Below are 16,487 nucleotides of genomic sequence, written 5' to 3' on the forward strand. Positions count from 1 at the left end.
ATTTTTTGCTTTTTATAGTACAAAAACGCGTGACTGTATATGTTATAGTGCAGTGCAGAAGAGTGCATTTTATATTTGTTCAAAAAATTGATTATGCACAAATTTATATTGATGTTATTTTTGGCAATAACCGCAATTTCATGCGGAACAGATGCAGATGCGGGCGAATTTGTTGTTGGATCTGATTATTTGGCTCTGGGCAATAAAGTCATTTTGATTGATACTGTAACAGTCGATATGTCTACCATAAATTTTGACTCACTTGTTACTTCTAATCAAAGCCGAATTTTAATTGGCAATTATGAAGATCCACTTTATGGAAAGGTGAAATCAAACAGTTATTTTGAATTAGCTTCAGACTCCTATACATTAAAAAATAGTGGATCTGATACTGAAACAACTAATTATGTTTTTGATTCTATTTCTATGATTTTAAAATATGACAAATACTATTATGGAGATACAACAAAAGTACAAACGTTTGATATTCATCGATTAACGCAAAGGGTTAAGCCAAATACCGATGATAATAGTTTTTATAATAATTCGGTTTTAAGTTATAGTGATGAAAGTCTCGGAACGATTTCATACAAACCAAGGCCACTTGAAAAAGATTCTGTTAATATTAAAATGAGTGATGCATTTGGTGCGGCACTTTTTCAGAAATTTAAGAAAAGAGAAATTACAGATTTTGACACCTTCAACGAATATTTAAAAGGACTTGTTCTTGTGCCATCTACTTCTAATTCAGCAAGTGTAATCGGTTTTCATGTAGCAACAAGTAAAGTCAGATTGTATTATTCAAAATATCAGGCAGATACTGAAGAAGTTCCTTTTATAATGGATTTTACAATTTTAGATGCAGCGAAACAATTCAATGGTATTTCTTCAGATAAAACTGGAACATTATTAGAGAATTTGCCTGTTTCAACCAGTAAATTATCCAGCACATTAACCAATAGGCAGGGATTTATTCAGTCTGGTACCGGAGTTGCCTGTAGGATTGATTTCCCCAATATCAAGCAGCTCAAATATATTGCTGCAAATGGCGCAATTGTAGATGCGCAAATGCTTCTAAAGCCAGTTAATAACACATATTCTGAACAATATCCTTTAGCCGATTCATTAAAAATTTATGTGGCTGATAACTTAAACAGGGTTAGTGGTTCATTAGTAAATTCCGCAGGAACTGCTGTTTATGGTATTTTGAATAAAAAGACGGATGAGTTTAACGAAAACATTGGTTACACAGTTCCAATTGGCGCTTTTTTACAAAAAGAAATGCTGAAAGAATCTGATTCCAGATCATCTCTTATTCTAACATTGCCAGCGATTTCTAAAGCAGTAAACAGAGTTGTTTTGGGAGATCAAAAACATGTGAATAATAAAATTCAAATTAAAATTTATTACATCTCCTACTAAATGAAACGTAAAATAATATACTTAAGTTGCTTCATTTTAATGTCGTTAACTTCATTTTCTCAAAGTATTTCAAGTTCTCCATATTCATTATACGGAGTAGGTAGTTTGTATGATGCTGATTTTGGGATATTGCCCGCAATTGGTTCATCAGGAATTGCTTTGCCATCAGATACCTTTATAAACAATCTGAATCCTGCATCATTAGGATATTTACCTCAAAACCATTTCATGTTTGATATTGGAGGAAAAGCAATTTCTACCACTTATCAAAGCAGTTCAAGAAGCGAGAGCCGTAATAATTTTCAATTTTCTCATCTTGCTTTTGCTTTTCCAATAACTAAAAATTCAGGATTTAGTGTGGCTTTACGGCCCTATTCAAGTTCAGCTTTTAAAATTTCTAATTTAAAATTACCAATAGACAATAGTCAGGATTATTACTATTTAACCGCTACAGGTTCGGGCGGATTGAATAATTTTGATTTTTCATATGGATATCGATTCGGGAAAAAATTATCTCTTGGAGTTTCAGCAGCTGTGTTGTTTGGAAATACTACTGATGATAGAAATTTCCTGATTATGAATTCAATTACAAGTATTCAGAAAAAAACAAATTACAGCGGTGTAAGAGCAACAATAGGGGCGCAATACAAAATTGATTCCACTTTTACAGTTGCAACGACTTTTAAATTGCCATCGCAAATTGGTGCTTCTAAAGTGCAGACTGTTCAAACGGTTACGGATGATGTTATTACAACTGTAGAATCGAATGTAGCATCAAAAACAGACGATTATTATATGCCTTTAGAAATAGGGATAGGAATTAGTAAGCGTTTTAAAAACAACCTGAATATGACGCTTGATTATGAAAAGAGTTTATGGAGTGACAGCGATCAATCTGAGTTATATGGAAATTTTGTAAACCAGGATCGTTTTGCAATGGGATTTACCTATAGCACTAAAAAGAATATTCGTAAATATTGGGACAGGATTCAATATGCCACAGGTGTAAACTTTGATACGGGCTATCTTGAAGTTGATGGAAAAAGAGTGAATAATGCAGCTATTTCCATAGGACTTACATTGCCTATAGAAAACACATATTCTGCTTTGCATATCTCGTATTCTTACGGACAAAGAGGTAGTATTTCAGACAATTTAATAAAAGAAAATTACCATAAAATTTCCCTTAATTTATCTTTAGACGGAATTTGGTTTATAAAACGAAAAATAGAGTAGGGATTTAAAAATCTTTTTCTATAACCGTATATTTATAATCTAAAATTGATTTTAAAACTTCAGGATTTGAATTTACGTAAAATATCGGATCTGTGTTTTGAATGTCTGTAAAACCAACTTTCTCGCGTAAAACATTTTGGGTTTGGCGGGCAACTGCTTCGCCTGAATCAATAATCTGAATGTGTTCCGGAAGTATCTTTTTAATCTGCGGAATTAAATAGGGGTAATGACTGCAGCCTAAAACCAGATAATCAATATTAGCATCGATCATAGGCTGTAAATACGATTCTAGTAATTGAGTCATTTCCGGTGAATTTAAATTCCCGTCTTCAATAAGCTGAACAAGTCCATGACCCACTTGTTCAATTATTGTAGTGTTTTGAAACATCTCAGCCGTTTTATTAAACAACTCACTATTTAGGGTTCCTTTTGTGGCTAAAATGCCTATTACTTGTGTTTTTGAATTATTAGCTGCAGGTTTTATTGCAGGCTCAATTCCTATAAACGGAATATCATAATCACCACGAAGTTCCAGAATTGCATTTGTCGTCGCAGTATTACACGCTACAACAATAAGTTTGCAATTCATTTCAAGTAAAAAGTCAACATTCTTTTTGCTCAGGGCAACAATCTCTTCTTTGGTTCTCTGACCATAAGGAGCATTTTTACTATCGGCTAAATAGATGGTTTTTTCGTTGGGAAGTAATTCGTGGATGGCGCTCCAGATGGAAGTTCCTCCAATACCGGAATCAAAAACGCCTATAGGATTGTTATTCGTCATGATACAAATTTAGTCTTTTTTGCAATAAATTGATATTTCAATTTACATGAAATAGGAGAATATTTTTTGTTTTTTAATTTTAAATAATGCAAAAAAAAACTGCTTAAAACTTTTAAAGTTTAAGCAGTTTTGATTTTAAGAAATTCGTTTATTAGAATCCTAAATCTTTTTTTACATCAGCAGTAATGTTTGGACCATCAGCTAATAAAAGAGTAGAACCATCTAATACATATTGGAAACCTTTAGCTTTTCCAACTTTTTGGATAGAAGCTCTTACTTTTTCCATTAATGGTTTAACGATGTCAGTTTCTTTTTGTTGCAATTCTTTTTGAGCGTTGTCTCTGTAGTCAACGATTCTTTTTTGCATGTCCTGAACCTCTTTAGAACGTTCTCCGTTTACAGCATCAGTTACAGTTGCAGCTTCACCTTCGTATTTTTTGATTTTTACTTGGTATTCGTCAACCATTTTTTTGTATTCTGCATCGTATGTCCCACTTAATTTTTGTAGTTGATTTTGTGCATCTAGCATTGCAGGCATTTTCGACATAATCTCGCTAACATCAACATGAGCTACCTTAGCTTGTGCGTTCATTGTGTTACTTGCTCCTAAAATAAGTATGGCAGCAATTAGTAAAGTTTTGATTTGTTTCATCATTTTTAAAAATATTAATTAATTATTGGTCGTATTTGATTTTTGTGGTTCGGCTTCTTTTGCTTTTTTAGCCGCTTCTCGTTCTTCTAAAATTTTCTTTCTTCTGTCTTCTAATTCTTTTTTACGCTGTTCGTAAAGTTTTTGTCTTTCTGCTGCTTTATCTACTGAAGGATCTGTCGTTGTTGCTTCAGTTCCGGTAGTTGCAGGTTTTGCTGTTCCATCAGTTGCTGTGGCTGGTTTTGCTGTTGCATCTGTTTTAGCTGGTTCAGAAACCGTGCCATTTTTTTTCGCTTCTCTTTCTGCTGCAATGGCCTTTCTTCTGTCGTCGTATTCTTTTTTCTTAGCTTCCTGCTCTAATCTTCTGTCTTCAATTAATTTCTCTCTCGCAGTTCTTTTTTCATCTAAAGCTTTTTGTCGGTCTTGCATTGCTGGATTCTCATCAATAGCATTTTCAACTTTTTCTTTTGCTTCCTGATCTTTTAATTGTTTTTTAGTCAGTTGTTCACGTTTATCAGTTCTGTTTAAAACACGAATAACCTGATCGCTGATGTCAAACTTTTTGTTGCTGAAAAGCATTGTCAGATCTGATGATTTATCAAATACAAAATCATAGCTTTTAGCTTCGGCAATATCCTGAACGGCTGTAAAAACCTGATCTTGAATTGGTTTTGCCAGTGCTGCTTTTTGATGAATTAAATTTCCTTCAGCTCCAAATTGTTTCTGCTGATAATCCAGCATTTCGTTTTCAAGAAATTTAATTTCAGTTTCTCTTTCATCAATAAGCTCTTTAGTAAGTAAAGCTCTTTCGGCTTTAAGACCTTCTTTAAGAATATTAATATCCAGTTTTTTGGCTTCTATATCTTGTTTCCACTTTTGGGCTTTTAACTCCAGCTGAGCTTTTGCTTCTTTATAATCAGAGACATTTTCCAAAATATATTCCATGTCAATGTAACCAATCCTTGTCGTTCTTGTTTGAGCCTGACTTGTATATGCTACAATAAAAGCTGAAAATATAAATAAAAATTGTTTTCTCATAACATTAGTCTATTTTGAAATTTTTACACAAATGTAATAAATTTTCTATTAAAACTGTTGTCCAATAATAAAGTGAATTTCTTTACCATGCGCTTTAGTTTCTCCCGGCTGAGGATCAAATCCATAACCCCAGTCAATACCTAATAATCCAAATGCTGGCATGAATACACGTAAACCAACACCTGCAGAACGGTTAAGGTCAAATGGATTGTAATCTTTAAAAGTTGGGTATGATGAACCAGCTTCTAAAAACGCCAATGCATAAATAGATGCAGACGATTTCAATGTAATTGGATAACGTAATTCAGCAGAGAATTTGTTGTAAATTGTCGCTCCAATTTGTTCACCACTTGCATTTACAGGAGTCAATGAGTTATTTTCATAACCTCTTAACTGGATTGTTTCTCTACCATCCATAGAGTAATTTGCCATACCATCTCCACCTAAATAGAAACGTTCAAACGGCACAACACCTCTTGATTGGTCATAAGCACCTAAGAAACCAAACTCTGTTAATGTTCTTAAAACTAATTTACCATATAGTTTAGTATACCAATCTCCTTTAAATTTGATTTTATAGTATTCTAACCAATTGTATTTCTTTTGATCGACTTTCCCCTGATCAGTATCTGCATTTGCATAATCAGATCCAACACTTACAACTCCTGGTTGTCCATTTATAGTTTCGGTTTTTACATAATCTCCAGGATTAAGTGGTTGTCCGTCTAAACCTGAAGTTGGTGCTCCTGTATATTGTGATTTGTATTCTTTTTGATTTTGTAAATCTCCGTAATTGATACCATTAAATAATGAGTAAGGAGGTGTCACTTTTGCCGAAATACTAAAGTCTGAACCATACGTTGGGAATATCGGGTTAACCCCTTTATTACTTCTTGAAAGTCCAATTGTATACGCTAAGTTTCTAGACGCTCCATTACCAAAAGTAAATAAACCCGTGTTGTAATTATTTAAATCATAATGTTGGTAACTCACAGATTGTGAAAGAACGAAATAATCATCCGGCACAGTAAGACGTTTTGCTAAACCAACTTGTAATGTAAGGATGTTAAAGCTTTTATCTTTATCTACAGTTCTTGTGGCATAATTGTTAAGGAATTGTTTGCTATAAGATATAGATGAACTAAATTGTACTGGTTTTTTTCCTCCAAACCATGGTTCTGAGAATGATAAACTATACGTCTGGAAATAAGTACTTCCTTGTAAACGAAGCGCTACTTTTTGACCATCTCCCATAGGTAATGGTTTGTAAGATTCCTTATTGAATAAGTTTTTAGCTGAGAAGTTATTGAACGATAATCCTAAAGTTCCAATAAAACCTCCACCACCGTAACCTCCTTGAAGTTCAACCTGGCTGGATCCTTTTTCTACAACATGATATTCAATATCAACAGTTCCTGCAGCGGCATCAACATTCTTGAATTTTGGATCAATTGCTTCAGGATCAAAGAATCCTAATTGTCCAATTTCACGAATAGTTCTTACCAATTGTTCTTTACTGTATTTTTCACCTGGCTTAGTTCTAAGCTCACGGTAAATAACGTGATCATTAGTTTTATCGTTTCCTACCACAGATATTTTATTGAAATAAGCAATAGGACCTTCTGTAACTCTAATTTCAAAATCAATAGTATCGTTAACGGTTTTTACCTCTACAGCATTGATATTAGAAAACAAATAACCATTGTTTTGGTATAAGTTTGTAATATCTTCAGCATCAGGTTTTGTTTTATCCGCAATACGTTTTTCAAGTAAAACACCATTATAGGTTTCTCCCTTTTTGATTCCTAAATAACGATTTAATAATTGATCTGAGTAAACGGTATTTCCAAGAAACTTAATATTACCAAAGTAATATTTGTTTCCTTCTTCCATTTTAATTTTAATGGCAAGCATATTTTTCTGTTTGTTATAACTAACAGAATCATAAATAATACGTGCATCACGATAACCTTTTTCCTTATACGCAGCAACAACTTTTTCTAAGTCGGTTTTGTATTTTTCAGGAATAAATTTTGAAGATTTAAGAACGCGAAAGAAATTCTTTTGCTTTGTATCTTTCATTGCAGATCTCAATTGATTACTGGTAAGTTGTTTGTTACCAACGAAATCAATACTGCTAATTTTTACTTTATCACCTTTATCTATCCTGACAAGCATATTCACCTGATTTCCGTTTATGGTATCAGGAGTGTTTGTAATGGTTACTTTAGTGTTGTAAAAACCTTCTTTTTTATATTTGTTTTCTATATAATTTTTGGTTGTAGTAATTAAGTTTTCATTTACAATTTTGTTTTTAGTTAAATTGTTATCCTTAATTAATCCTTCGACTTTACTTTTCTTAATACCAACAAATTTTACTTCATTTAATTTAGGAAGTTCAACAATGTTTAAGTCTAAATAGATACTATCATTGTCAATTTTATTTACATAGAAAGAGATTTCATCAAAAAGGCCAAGTTTGCCTAATTTTTTAATTGCACCACTAATTTCTTCACCTGGTACAGTTATTTCCTGTCCTTTTTGAAGACCGGAAAAGGTAACTACAGTTTGTTCATTGAAGCTTATTTTACCAACAACAGATACTTTAGCAAGAATATATTTTTTTCCCTGATCAAAAGGGACTCTTTCTTGTGCTTTTATTTGTGAAAAACTACCCAAAAGAAGTAGGGTAAGGACTATTTGTACTCTTTTTTGTAACACTAAAAAATTATTTAATTTGTTCACTGGTTTTTCCAAATCTACGTTCTCTTTTTTGATAACTAATAATAGCCTCATATAAATCTTGATCTTTAAAGTCTGGCCACAAGACATTAGTAAAATATAATTCTGCATAGGCAATCTGCCACAGCAAAAAATTACTTATTCTATGTTCTCCACTTGTTCGTATTAATAAATCTACGTCAGGTAAATTTTGCGTGTAAAGATGCTCATTTATAATTGAATCGTCAATAGCGTCTATTGAAATTATATTATTTTTAACTTTATCACTGATGATTCTCACAGCATTTACCAATTCTTCTCGTGATCCGTAACTTAAAGCGAGAGTTAGCGTAAGACGTGTATTGTTTTTTGTTTTATCAATTACATCCAAAAGTTCTTTTTGAGCAGATTTCGGTAATTTATCAAGATTTCCAATTGCATTAAGTTTGATATTGTTTTCCTGTAATGTACCAAGTTCTTTTTTTAATGAATTGATTAATATTTTCATTAAAGCTTCGACTTCTAATTTTGGGCGATTCCAGTTTTCTGTAGAAAAAGCGTATAGCGTTAAATACTCTATGCCAAGTTTAGCACAAGTTGTAATTGTTTTTTTGACAGATTTTGTTCCGTTTTCGTGACCAAACGCCCTTAAAAAACCTTGTTGTTTTGCCCAACGTCCATTTCCGTCCATAATAATGGCCAAATGTTTGGGTAAGTTGTTGTGATCTATAGAGTCTAGTAAATTCATTTTTATTAATATGCGCAATAGCAAGGTTTCTGTCCAAAGGTATACGTTAGAGTAATACCTGAAAACACATACCAGTCATTATTATTTAAATTTCCAAAATGCAAAGGCTCATACGCCTTATTGCTTGGGTTGCTTCCGTCAATATTATCCGTAAAAGTATAACGTGCCCCAACTTCTGCACCCAGAACCCAATGAGGAGCAATATTTGATTTAATTCCCAATGTAATAGGTATGGCAATTGAACCTGAACTTTTATCCTTTTTTGTTTGTCCTCCTGTTACGTATAATTGATCGTACATAAAGTAACTTAATCCTGAATATATATAAGGAGTAATTTTTGGATGATAATCATGAAGATTAAAGTCGAAAAAATTAAACTCTAAACCTGCCGAAAGCTCTTTTACAGTATTTTCAAAACTATAACCTCTTTGGCTTCTTCCTGTTTCTTCTGAGTTACGATCATTTCCTGCAATAGTTGATTGTGTGTAGGAGAAGCGATAAGAATGACGTGGGCTTTTATTCCATTTGTATAAAACACCAAAGGCCAGCTTTTCAGGGGCTATATAAGTTGTTTTTCCTACGTCACCTACAAAGTTACTTCCACCAAGGAAAACACCAATCTCATGGATTTGAGCATTCAGTGTAATAAAGGGGAATAAACATAACAATAAATTAAAAATTTTCTTCATTTAATTCAAAATTGCGTGCAAATATAATAATTATCGATACGAATCAACGTTCCTTTGATTAAATGTGCTTTTTTTTCAATTTACAATATGTATTTGAGACATTTAATGATGATTCACTACATGCAGAACGGCAAAAAGTACTATTATCGTATAGAGTGGAATCAGAAAAGAACTTAATTTCTCTTGTCTTCTCCCCAAAGCAATTTGTTTCTCAGTGTTTTTAAGAATGTTTCGCCAGGAATCTCAACCATTTTAATTTTAAAATCAGTTTTTTTAATCGTTAAAACAGATTCATTTTTTACCGAAGCAATTCTGGAATCTAACGAAACCAGATATTGATCTTCTCTTCCGGAAACACGAAGTTTAATTTCAGTATCATCGGGAATAACAAGCGGTCTTGCAGTTAAATTATGAGGTGCAATAGGTGTAATCACTAAACTTTTAACATCCGGAGTTAATAAAGGTCCGCCGCAACTTAACGAATATCCTGTGGAACCTGTTGGAGTAGAGATGATTAATCCATCTGCCCAATACGAGTTTAGATATTCATTATTTAAATGCGTTTCAACCGTAATCATCGAAGTTGTGTCTTTGCGGCTCACCGTAATCTCATTCATAGCGAAATTTAAACCTTCTTCAATAGCATCATTTTTAGGATCGCAGGTTACACTTAATAAGGTCCTTTCAGAAGTGGTGTAATTTTTGTCAATTACAAACTGTAAAAAGCTATCAATGTTTTCTTTTTGAACAGTAGCTAAAAAACCAAGTCTTCCGGCATTAATTCCTAAAATAGGAACACCTGAATTACGAACTAATGTCGCCGCTCTCAAAATTGTTCCGTCACCGCCAATACTAATCAACATTTCAAAGCTATTATCTAAAGAAGTACTTGCCGAAAAAGTTTTGTATCCTTTTTGTACAAGATCCTTTTCGTGAAGCATTTCCAAAAAGTTTTCTTCTATAACCATTTCGACATTATTAGTTTTGAAAAACAAAAAGATGTCCTTGATAATAGGTTCTGTACTGTTCTGATAATACTGTCCGTAAATGGCTACTTTCATCTGATGTTGAATCGTTTTTTTGTTTATTGTTAAACCGTTAATTTTCTTTGTCAAAACGATTAAACAATTAACCGATCCAACAAACAATATTATATATTAAGGTATTTGTCTAAATAATCTGAACGCTCTTTCAAGCTGTTGATATAAGCATCTTCCTGATGTTCTGATATAATTTCATAACCATATCTTCTATAGGTCTGAATAATTTCATTCATTGGTCCAACGCCAATTTTTACCGTGATCTGAACATTTTCAAGATCAGCTTCAGATACAAAACAACCCAGAATTTTACCGTTATTGCTTTCAACAATCTGCGTTACTTGTCCCATCGAATAATCTAAAAGTCCTTTTTGAACGATTATTATTCCGCCTTGTTCTTTTAAAAATGGAGTTTCCTGAAAAAATTTCATGATATCTTCCATTTCATAATATCCTATATAGGCATTATTTTCGTCAAGAACCGAAACAATATTCGTATGGTTTTTAGCAAAAATTTCCAGAACATCAAGCCACAACATTGATTTGCGGGCAAAAAAACGTTCCAGCGTATATTTGTAATCAATAACTTTTTTATCTGTATCAAAAGTTTCAACATCATCAGCAGCGATACTTCCAATGAAAATTCCGTTTTCCAAAACCGGAAAATGCGAAAAATTCAATTCAGCAAAAAAGTCCTGAGCCGATGCTATCGTTTCCTGACTATCTATCGCTCTTAAATCATTGTTGATATAGTTTATAATTTCTGTCATAAATCTGTTAAGGATATTTGATGCAAAATAATCAAAAAATAGCAAAAACTGCTACGTTTTACTTTGTATTTTTGTCGTAACAAATATAGTGTTACTAGAATTAATTATCTATTTATATGACAAAGTTAAGTGTAAATATCAATAAAATTGCAACCCTTCGAAATGCGCGTGGAGGAAATGTTCCTGATTTATTAAAAGTTGCTGCTGATATCCAGAAATTTGGAGGGCAGGGAATCACCATTCACCCACGTCCGGATGAGCGCCATATTCGTTATCAGGATGCGCGTGATTTAAAAGCAATCGTTTATACGGAATATAATATCGAAGGAAATCCGCAGCATAATTTTATCGATTTAGTTTTAGAATGCAAACCAACACAGGTAACATTAGTTCCCGATGCAATTGGTGCAATTACCTCGTCTGCGGGTTGGGACACTATAAAAAACCAATCTTATTTAACCGAAGTAATTCAGGAATTTCAGCGTAACGGAATCAGAACATCGATTTTTGTTGATCCGGTTCTTGAAATTATCGAAGGTGCAAAAAAAACAGGAACAGATCGTATCGAATTATATACCGAAGCTTTTGCACATCAATACGACCTTGGAAACAAAAACGGAATCGATCCTTATATCAAAGCATCAGAATTAGCTAATGAATTAGAGCTGGGAATTAATGCCGGTCACGATTTGAGTTTAGATAATATCGAGTTTTTCAAACAAAATATCCCGGGATTATTAGAGGTTTCTATTGGTCACGCTTTAATTTCAGAAGCACTTTATCTTGGATTAGATAATGTGGTTAATATGTATTTGAATAAATTGAAGTAGTTTTTATAATTTACATAATCTAATACGCCATAATGTTTATAGATTAATCTTCTTAATTTTTTGAGATTAGAGAAATTATTTTTCAATCCCGTCAACGTGTTTTCAGAGTGGCAAATTCTGCATTACTTGAAACTTATTGGCATATTGGAAAATTAATAATTGAAGATGAACAAAAGGGCAAAGAGCGTGCGGATTACGGAAAGTCTATTTTAAAGAATCTTGCAAATTATCTTACGCTGGAATTTGGAAAAGGTTTTGATGAGCGTAATCTAAATAATATGCGAGCTTTTTACACAGCATTTCCAATTTGGAACGCATTGCGTACCGAATTGGAAACGTTTTATAGATTATTTCTCGACTAAATTCTGAAGAAAAGAGTAACTATTACTTTTCTAGATATTTGTCATTTCGACCGGAGGGAGAAATCACATCCGGAGAGCAACGAATCTTAGTCACATCCTCAAAATAATTCAGCACTTTATCGCCGTTATGGGATTTCTACTTGTGTCGAAATGACTGGATTGCGTTATGATTGCGGAGTTTTATTGTTATAAGCACGGATTGTAAATCCATACTATTGGTTTTATATGTTTTCAGAAAACATTCTATGCACTAAAATACTTGATTCTATTTTCAATGAATCTGCTATTGAAAAAAGCAAACTAATAGTGATATTTTGTTTTCCTTTTTCAATTCGTTGAATAGTTCTTACATCAACCTTGCATGATCTTGATAATTGATCCTGTGTAATTTTTTCTTTTCTTCTGAGTTCCTTGATCAATAGACCTAATCGGATAATCTCTAATTTATACTTATCGTTTTCCACAAATCAAATCTATTAAATTGTACAAAAAAATCATACGACATATATGTCGTGTTAAAAAATAATAGTACATTTGCTGAAAAAACATACTCTTATGAAAATAAACGAAACTGAAACAATGGAGAATCTTAGAAAATTAACTGCGAAATATTTTAACACCTTAAAGCCTTCAACTGATAAAGCAGATACTTATAAAGCTCAAATTAAACTATCAAATTATGCTGAGCTTGGTTGTATTATTACCGAAACCCTTAAATTATGTATTGTTGCACTGGATCAGGAAGCACATAAAACTTCGGATACTATTAAAACGTCACCTATTAATGTTGCGCTTGTTTTAGAAATGGTTTTAGAAATGTTTCCTTCTGACGAATTTGAAATGTTGGATGAAATTAATCAAATGCTTACTGTAAATCCTCAAAGTCTTAATGAATAAATGAGTGGAAAAATATTTGTGGTATTTTAGGTAATAATCACTCTTTTCAGAACATGAATTTCATGAAAAAAAAGAAAATATTTACTTCAACAAAGAATTGATTTATAATTGTTTACTTTCGCACTTTTCTTATTAAAATCAAGTGTCAAAAACAATATTCCTCTTTTTTATATTCTGTTTTTCCAATGTATTTGCGCAATCAAAAGCCACAATAATTGGAAACATAAAATCATCTGAAAACGAAAACCTGATTGGAACAAGTGTTTCTTTACAGGTGAATAATCAGCATTATTATGCAGTAACAGATACACTTGGTAATTTTTCAGAAAATATAGCTTTAGGCAAAGTCAAAATTTCGGTTAATCAATTAGGGTTTCTTAATAAATCCATCAATTTTGATTTTGTAAAAGATACACTGATTTCAATTGTATTAGAAAAAGATATTTCTCAGTTAAAAGAAGTTGTCATAGAAAATGATAAAAAAAGTGGTATTACAACTTTATCAGGAGGGAAATTATCTTTTAACCTTAAAGAATTATCATCAGTTCCCACAGTTTTAGGAACCACAGATATTATAAAACTTTTGCAGTTAACGCCCGGAGTTCAAAATTCCGGAGATGCAAACGGCTATTTATATGTCAGAGGTGGAGATCCGGGACACAATGCAATATTATACGACGGAACTCCTATATATGGAATGTCCCATTTGCTGGGTATATTTCCTTTTTACAACACAGATCATATTAAAGAAGTTGAGTTTGATAAATCAAGTTCCAATTCTAAATATGGCGGACGTTTAAGTTCAACAACGCTTTTAATTCCAAATAAAAAAATACCTGCAGAATTCGGAATTCAGGGAAACATCGGGATATTGGCTTCACAACTTACTGTGGCGATTCCTGTAAGTCGAAAATCAGGATTTTATATTTCAGGCAGAAAAACTTATATCGATGAAATTGTTGCGCCATTATTGCGTTCCGGCTCAAAAAGTAATGATGTTCAGGATATGAAATATGGTTTCTCAGATGGGAATATGACTTTTATTTCCCAAATTTCTAAAAACAATTTACTTTCTGTGGATGCTTTTATAAGTGGAGATGAACTAAAAATAAAAGATAGTAATCTTGCATTGAGAACAAATTTAAAGTGGAGCAATTTTACAGTTGCACCAACTTTGACGACCACATTTTCGCCAAAAGCAAACATGTCAAATTCAGTTTATTTTAGTGAATATTCTAATGATTTAAATATGGAACAAGCCACGGTTGAGTTTGGCGTTTCATCCTATGTAAAAGATTTTGGGTTTAATAATGCTTTTCGATATGTTGTAAAAAATGTTCCTGTAGAATCCGGAATACAATATGTGCATCATAATTTACAGCCTCAAAAAGTGAATATTGAAAATTTAACAGATAATAACACCTCTCAAAACAATATAATAAATGCCGATGAAGCTGCTGTTTTTACAACCGTAAGGCCAAAATTAACAGACCATTTAAATGCAGAATTAGGACTTAGAATTAATTATTATACATCGGGTTCTAATAGTTCTTATTTACATTTTCAACCACGCGTTTTACTAAATTATGTTGCAAACGACAAATATTCTTTTTACGGATCTTATAACAAACAATATCAATATCTGAGTTTAATTACAACATCAAGCGTTGGTATTCCCACTGATTTCTGGATTGCAAGTTCAGACGGAATAAAACCGCAATCATCAGATGAGTTTTCTATTGGTTCAAATCAGAATATCTCAAAAAACATTTCGTCGTCGTTAGGAGGGTTTTATCGCTCTATGAAAGATTTACTTGAATATCCGTATGGAATTACTCAGTTTAACGAAACCACAACTTTAAAAAATGATTTAATATCAGGAAAGGGAAAAGCGTATGGATTTGAAATGATGTTGCGTAAAAATAACGGAAAATTCACGGGCTGGTTGAGTTATACGTTAAGTTGGTCAGATCGAAATTTTGATGAACTTAATAACGGAAATACTTATTTTGCAAAATATGATAGACGTCACAATCTTTCAGTAGTTGGAATGTATGACTTGAATTCAAAATGGAACTTTGGCGTAACGCAAATATTCAGTTCCGGAAATCGTTTTACAATGCCAACTTCATGGTATTTTATCAATAACAATCCAGTCAAAGAATATTCAGGATATAATAATGCGCAAATGCCCAATTATATAAGGACAGATCTTTCGGTCAATTACTTTTTTCTAAAAACAAACAAAAAAGAAAGTGCCTTGAATTTTTCAATTTACAATACTTTCAATATCGATAATCCAATTTATGTAGTTTTGAATATTCAGGTCAATGAAGATAAAAATAGTGTCATTGTAAAACAGGAAAAAAAGGTTTTATATCGAATATTGCCTTCGATAAGCTGGAGATTTAAATTTTAAAAAATGAAAAAATATATCTTATTTCTATTCACTTTAATTTTGCTAAGTTGTTCAAAGGATGATTTTAGTGAGCAAAGTCTTGAATCTAAAATTGTAGTCGAAGGATGGATTGAAGAAGGCGATTATGCTCAGGTTTTACTTTCAAGCAGTATTCCCGTAACGGATGTTATTGATTCTACAAATGTTTTAAATCATGTGATAAGATCCGCAAAAATTACAATTTCAGATGGTCAGACATCTGAAGTTTTAAGAGTTAAAAACGATAAAAACCGAGTGCCGCCATTTGTCTATTTTGGTTCTGCTTTAATGGGCGAAGCAGGAAAACAATATTCGCTTAAAATAGAATATTTAGACAGAGTTGTCGAAGCTGTAACAACAATCCCAAAATCTGTACAACTAAAAAGTGCCGAATATATAAAGAAGAGTGCTGCAGATACAACAGGTTATGTTTTTGTGTATTTTGACGATCCTGTAAACGAAAAAAACTATTACCAGATTGCTACAAGAATCGAAGGCAAGGAATCTATTTTTGTCCCTGCATTTTATGGAAATTTAGATGATAAAAATTTCACTAAATCATCCGTTTCAGTACAAGTAAACAGAGGGGTTTTGCTTTTTCCTAAAACCGTATTTACACCTTATTTTGTAGATGGAGATGTGATCTATGTAAAACTAAGAACCCAAAACAAAGAAACGCTTGATTTCTGGAACAGCTGGCAAAACGAAATTGTAAACAGCAGAAATCCTATTTATCCCGCAAATACAAGTCTTAAATCAAATATAAAAGGCGGAATTGGTATTTGGGCAGGATATGGACAAAGTACTTTAGTTGTAAAATATACACAAAAAATAGAGCCGATTTGAATGATTTCAAATCGGCTCTAA

At 32.4% G+C, this 16,487-nt stretch carries 16 protein-coding genes; 7 read left to right on the plus strand and 9 right to left on the minus strand.

Annotated features, from left to right (window positions below):
- Positions 1-93 precede the first annotated feature (93 nt).
- Together KHA90_RS03575 and KHA90_RS03580 are read left to right on the plus strand one after the other, a co-directional pair.
- Positions 94-1,422 carry a DUF4270 family protein gene (locus KHA90_RS03575; protein ID WP_244860239.1) on the plus strand — a complete coding sequence of 443 codons (1,329 nt, stop codon included), beginning with the start codon at positions 94-96 and terminating at the stop codon, positions 1,420-1,422.
- On the plus strand, positions 1,423-2,658 hold the full coding sequence (locus KHA90_RS03580) for a PorV/PorQ family protein (protein WP_213295459.1): 1,236 nt from the start codon (positions 1,423-1,425) through the stop codon (positions 2,656-2,658).
- Positions 2,659-2,662: 4 nt separating this feature from the next.
- Here the strand turns inward: KHA90_RS03580 and murI are convergent, their stop codons facing one another.
- From murI to KHA90_RS03620, 8 genes are all read right to left on the minus strand, one after another.
- Positions 2,663-3,439 (minus strand): glutamate racemase, encoded by a 777-nt coding sequence (gene murI / locus KHA90_RS03585; protein WP_213295462.1) that lies wholly within the window; start codon positions 3,437-3,439, stop codon positions 2,663-2,665.
- 151 nt (positions 3,440-3,590) lie between these two features.
- A complete protein-coding gene (locus KHA90_RS03590; RefSeq protein ID WP_198529562.1) occupies positions 3,591-4,094 on the minus strand; it encodes an OmpH family outer membrane protein in 504 nt (167 codons plus the stop codon).
- A 15-nt stretch (positions 4,095-4,109) separates the two neighbouring features.
- Positions 4,110-5,126, minus strand: coding sequence for an OmpH family outer membrane protein (locus KHA90_RS03595; RefSeq protein WP_213295465.1), 1,017 nt, complete (start codon positions 5,124-5,126; stop codon positions 4,110-4,112).
- A 48-nt stretch (positions 5,127-5,174) separates the two neighbouring features.
- Complete coding sequence (locus KHA90_RS03600) at positions 5,175-7,922, minus strand: BamA/OMP85 family outer membrane protein (protein WP_213295466.1); 2,748 nt, start codon at positions 7,920-7,922, stop codon at positions 5,175-5,177.
- Positions 7,855-8,595 carry an isoprenyl transferase gene (locus KHA90_RS03605; protein ID WP_213295469.1) on the minus strand — a complete coding sequence of 247 codons (741 nt, stop codon included), beginning with the start codon at positions 8,593-8,595 and terminating at the stop codon, positions 7,855-7,857. The genes KHA90_RS03600 and KHA90_RS03605 overlap by 68 nt, the downstream gene beginning before the upstream one ends.
- Positions 8,596-8,600: 5 nt before the next feature.
- Positions 8,601-9,284, minus strand: coding sequence for a type IX secretion system protein PorG (gene porG / locus KHA90_RS03610; protein ID WP_213295474.1), 684 nt, complete (start codon positions 9,282-9,284; stop codon positions 8,601-8,603).
- Between the two features lie 173 nt (positions 9,285-9,457).
- Positions 9,458-10,345: an NAD kinase gene (locus KHA90_RS03615; protein ID WP_213295476.1), complete on the minus strand. Its 888-nt coding sequence runs from the start codon at positions 10,343-10,345 to the stop codon at positions 9,458-9,460.
- 89 nt (positions 10,346-10,434) lie between these two features.
- Positions 10,435-11,094 carry a CBS domain-containing protein gene (locus KHA90_RS03620; protein ID WP_213295478.1) on the minus strand — a complete coding sequence of 220 codons (660 nt, stop codon included), beginning with the start codon at positions 11,092-11,094 and terminating at the stop codon, positions 10,435-10,437.
- 116 nt (positions 11,095-11,210) lie between these two features.
- Between KHA90_RS03620 and KHA90_RS03625 the strand changes: the two genes are divergently transcribed.
- Together KHA90_RS03625 and KHA90_RS03630 are read left to right on the plus strand one after the other, a co-directional pair.
- Complete coding sequence (locus KHA90_RS03625) at positions 11,211-11,924, plus strand: pyridoxine 5'-phosphate synthase (protein WP_213295483.1); 714 nt, start codon at positions 11,211-11,213, stop codon at positions 11,922-11,924.
- Positions 11,925-11,998: 74 nt separating this feature from the next.
- On the plus strand, positions 11,999-12,286 hold the full coding sequence (locus KHA90_RS03630; protein WP_317197375.1) for a DUF1016 N-terminal domain-containing protein: 288 nt from the start codon (positions 11,999-12,001) through the stop codon (positions 12,284-12,286).
- 221 nt (positions 12,287-12,507) lie between these two features.
- Here KHA90_RS03630 and KHA90_RS03635 read toward each other — a convergent pair whose 3' ends face one another.
- Complete coding sequence (locus KHA90_RS03635) at positions 12,508-12,750, minus strand: helix-turn-helix domain-containing protein (RefSeq protein WP_213295485.1); 243 nt, start codon at positions 12,748-12,750, stop codon at positions 12,508-12,510.
- Positions 12,751-12,841: 91 nt separating this feature from the next.
- On the opposite strand from KHA90_RS03635, the gene KHA90_RS03640 reads away from it, so the two are divergent.
- The 3 genes from KHA90_RS03640 (at position 12,842) to KHA90_RS03650 (ending at position 16,466) form a co-directional block, all read left to right on the plus strand.
- A complete protein-coding gene (locus tag KHA90_RS03640) occupies positions 12,842-13,183 on the plus strand; it encodes a hypothetical protein (RefSeq protein WP_213295486.1) in 342 nt (113 codons plus the stop codon).
- A gap of 142 nt (positions 13,184-13,325) precedes the next feature.
- Complete coding sequence (locus tag KHA90_RS03645) at positions 13,326-15,602, plus strand: TonB-dependent receptor plug domain-containing protein (protein WP_213295489.1); 2,277 nt, start codon at positions 13,326-13,328, stop codon at positions 15,600-15,602.
- A 3-nt stretch (positions 15,603-15,605) separates the two neighbouring features.
- The gene (locus KHA90_RS03650) at positions 15,606-16,466 is read left to right on the plus strand and encodes a DUF4249 domain-containing protein (protein WP_213295493.1); all 861 of its coding nucleotides are present in this window, start codon (positions 15,606-15,608) and stop codon (positions 16,464-16,466) included.
- Positions 16,467-16,487: the final 21 nt, after the last annotated feature.

This window comes from Flavobacterium psychroterrae, from assembly GCF_018380615.1.
GTDB classification, from domain to species: Bacteria; Bacteroidota; Bacteroidia; order Flavobacteriales; family Flavobacteriaceae; genus Flavobacterium; species Flavobacterium psychroterrae.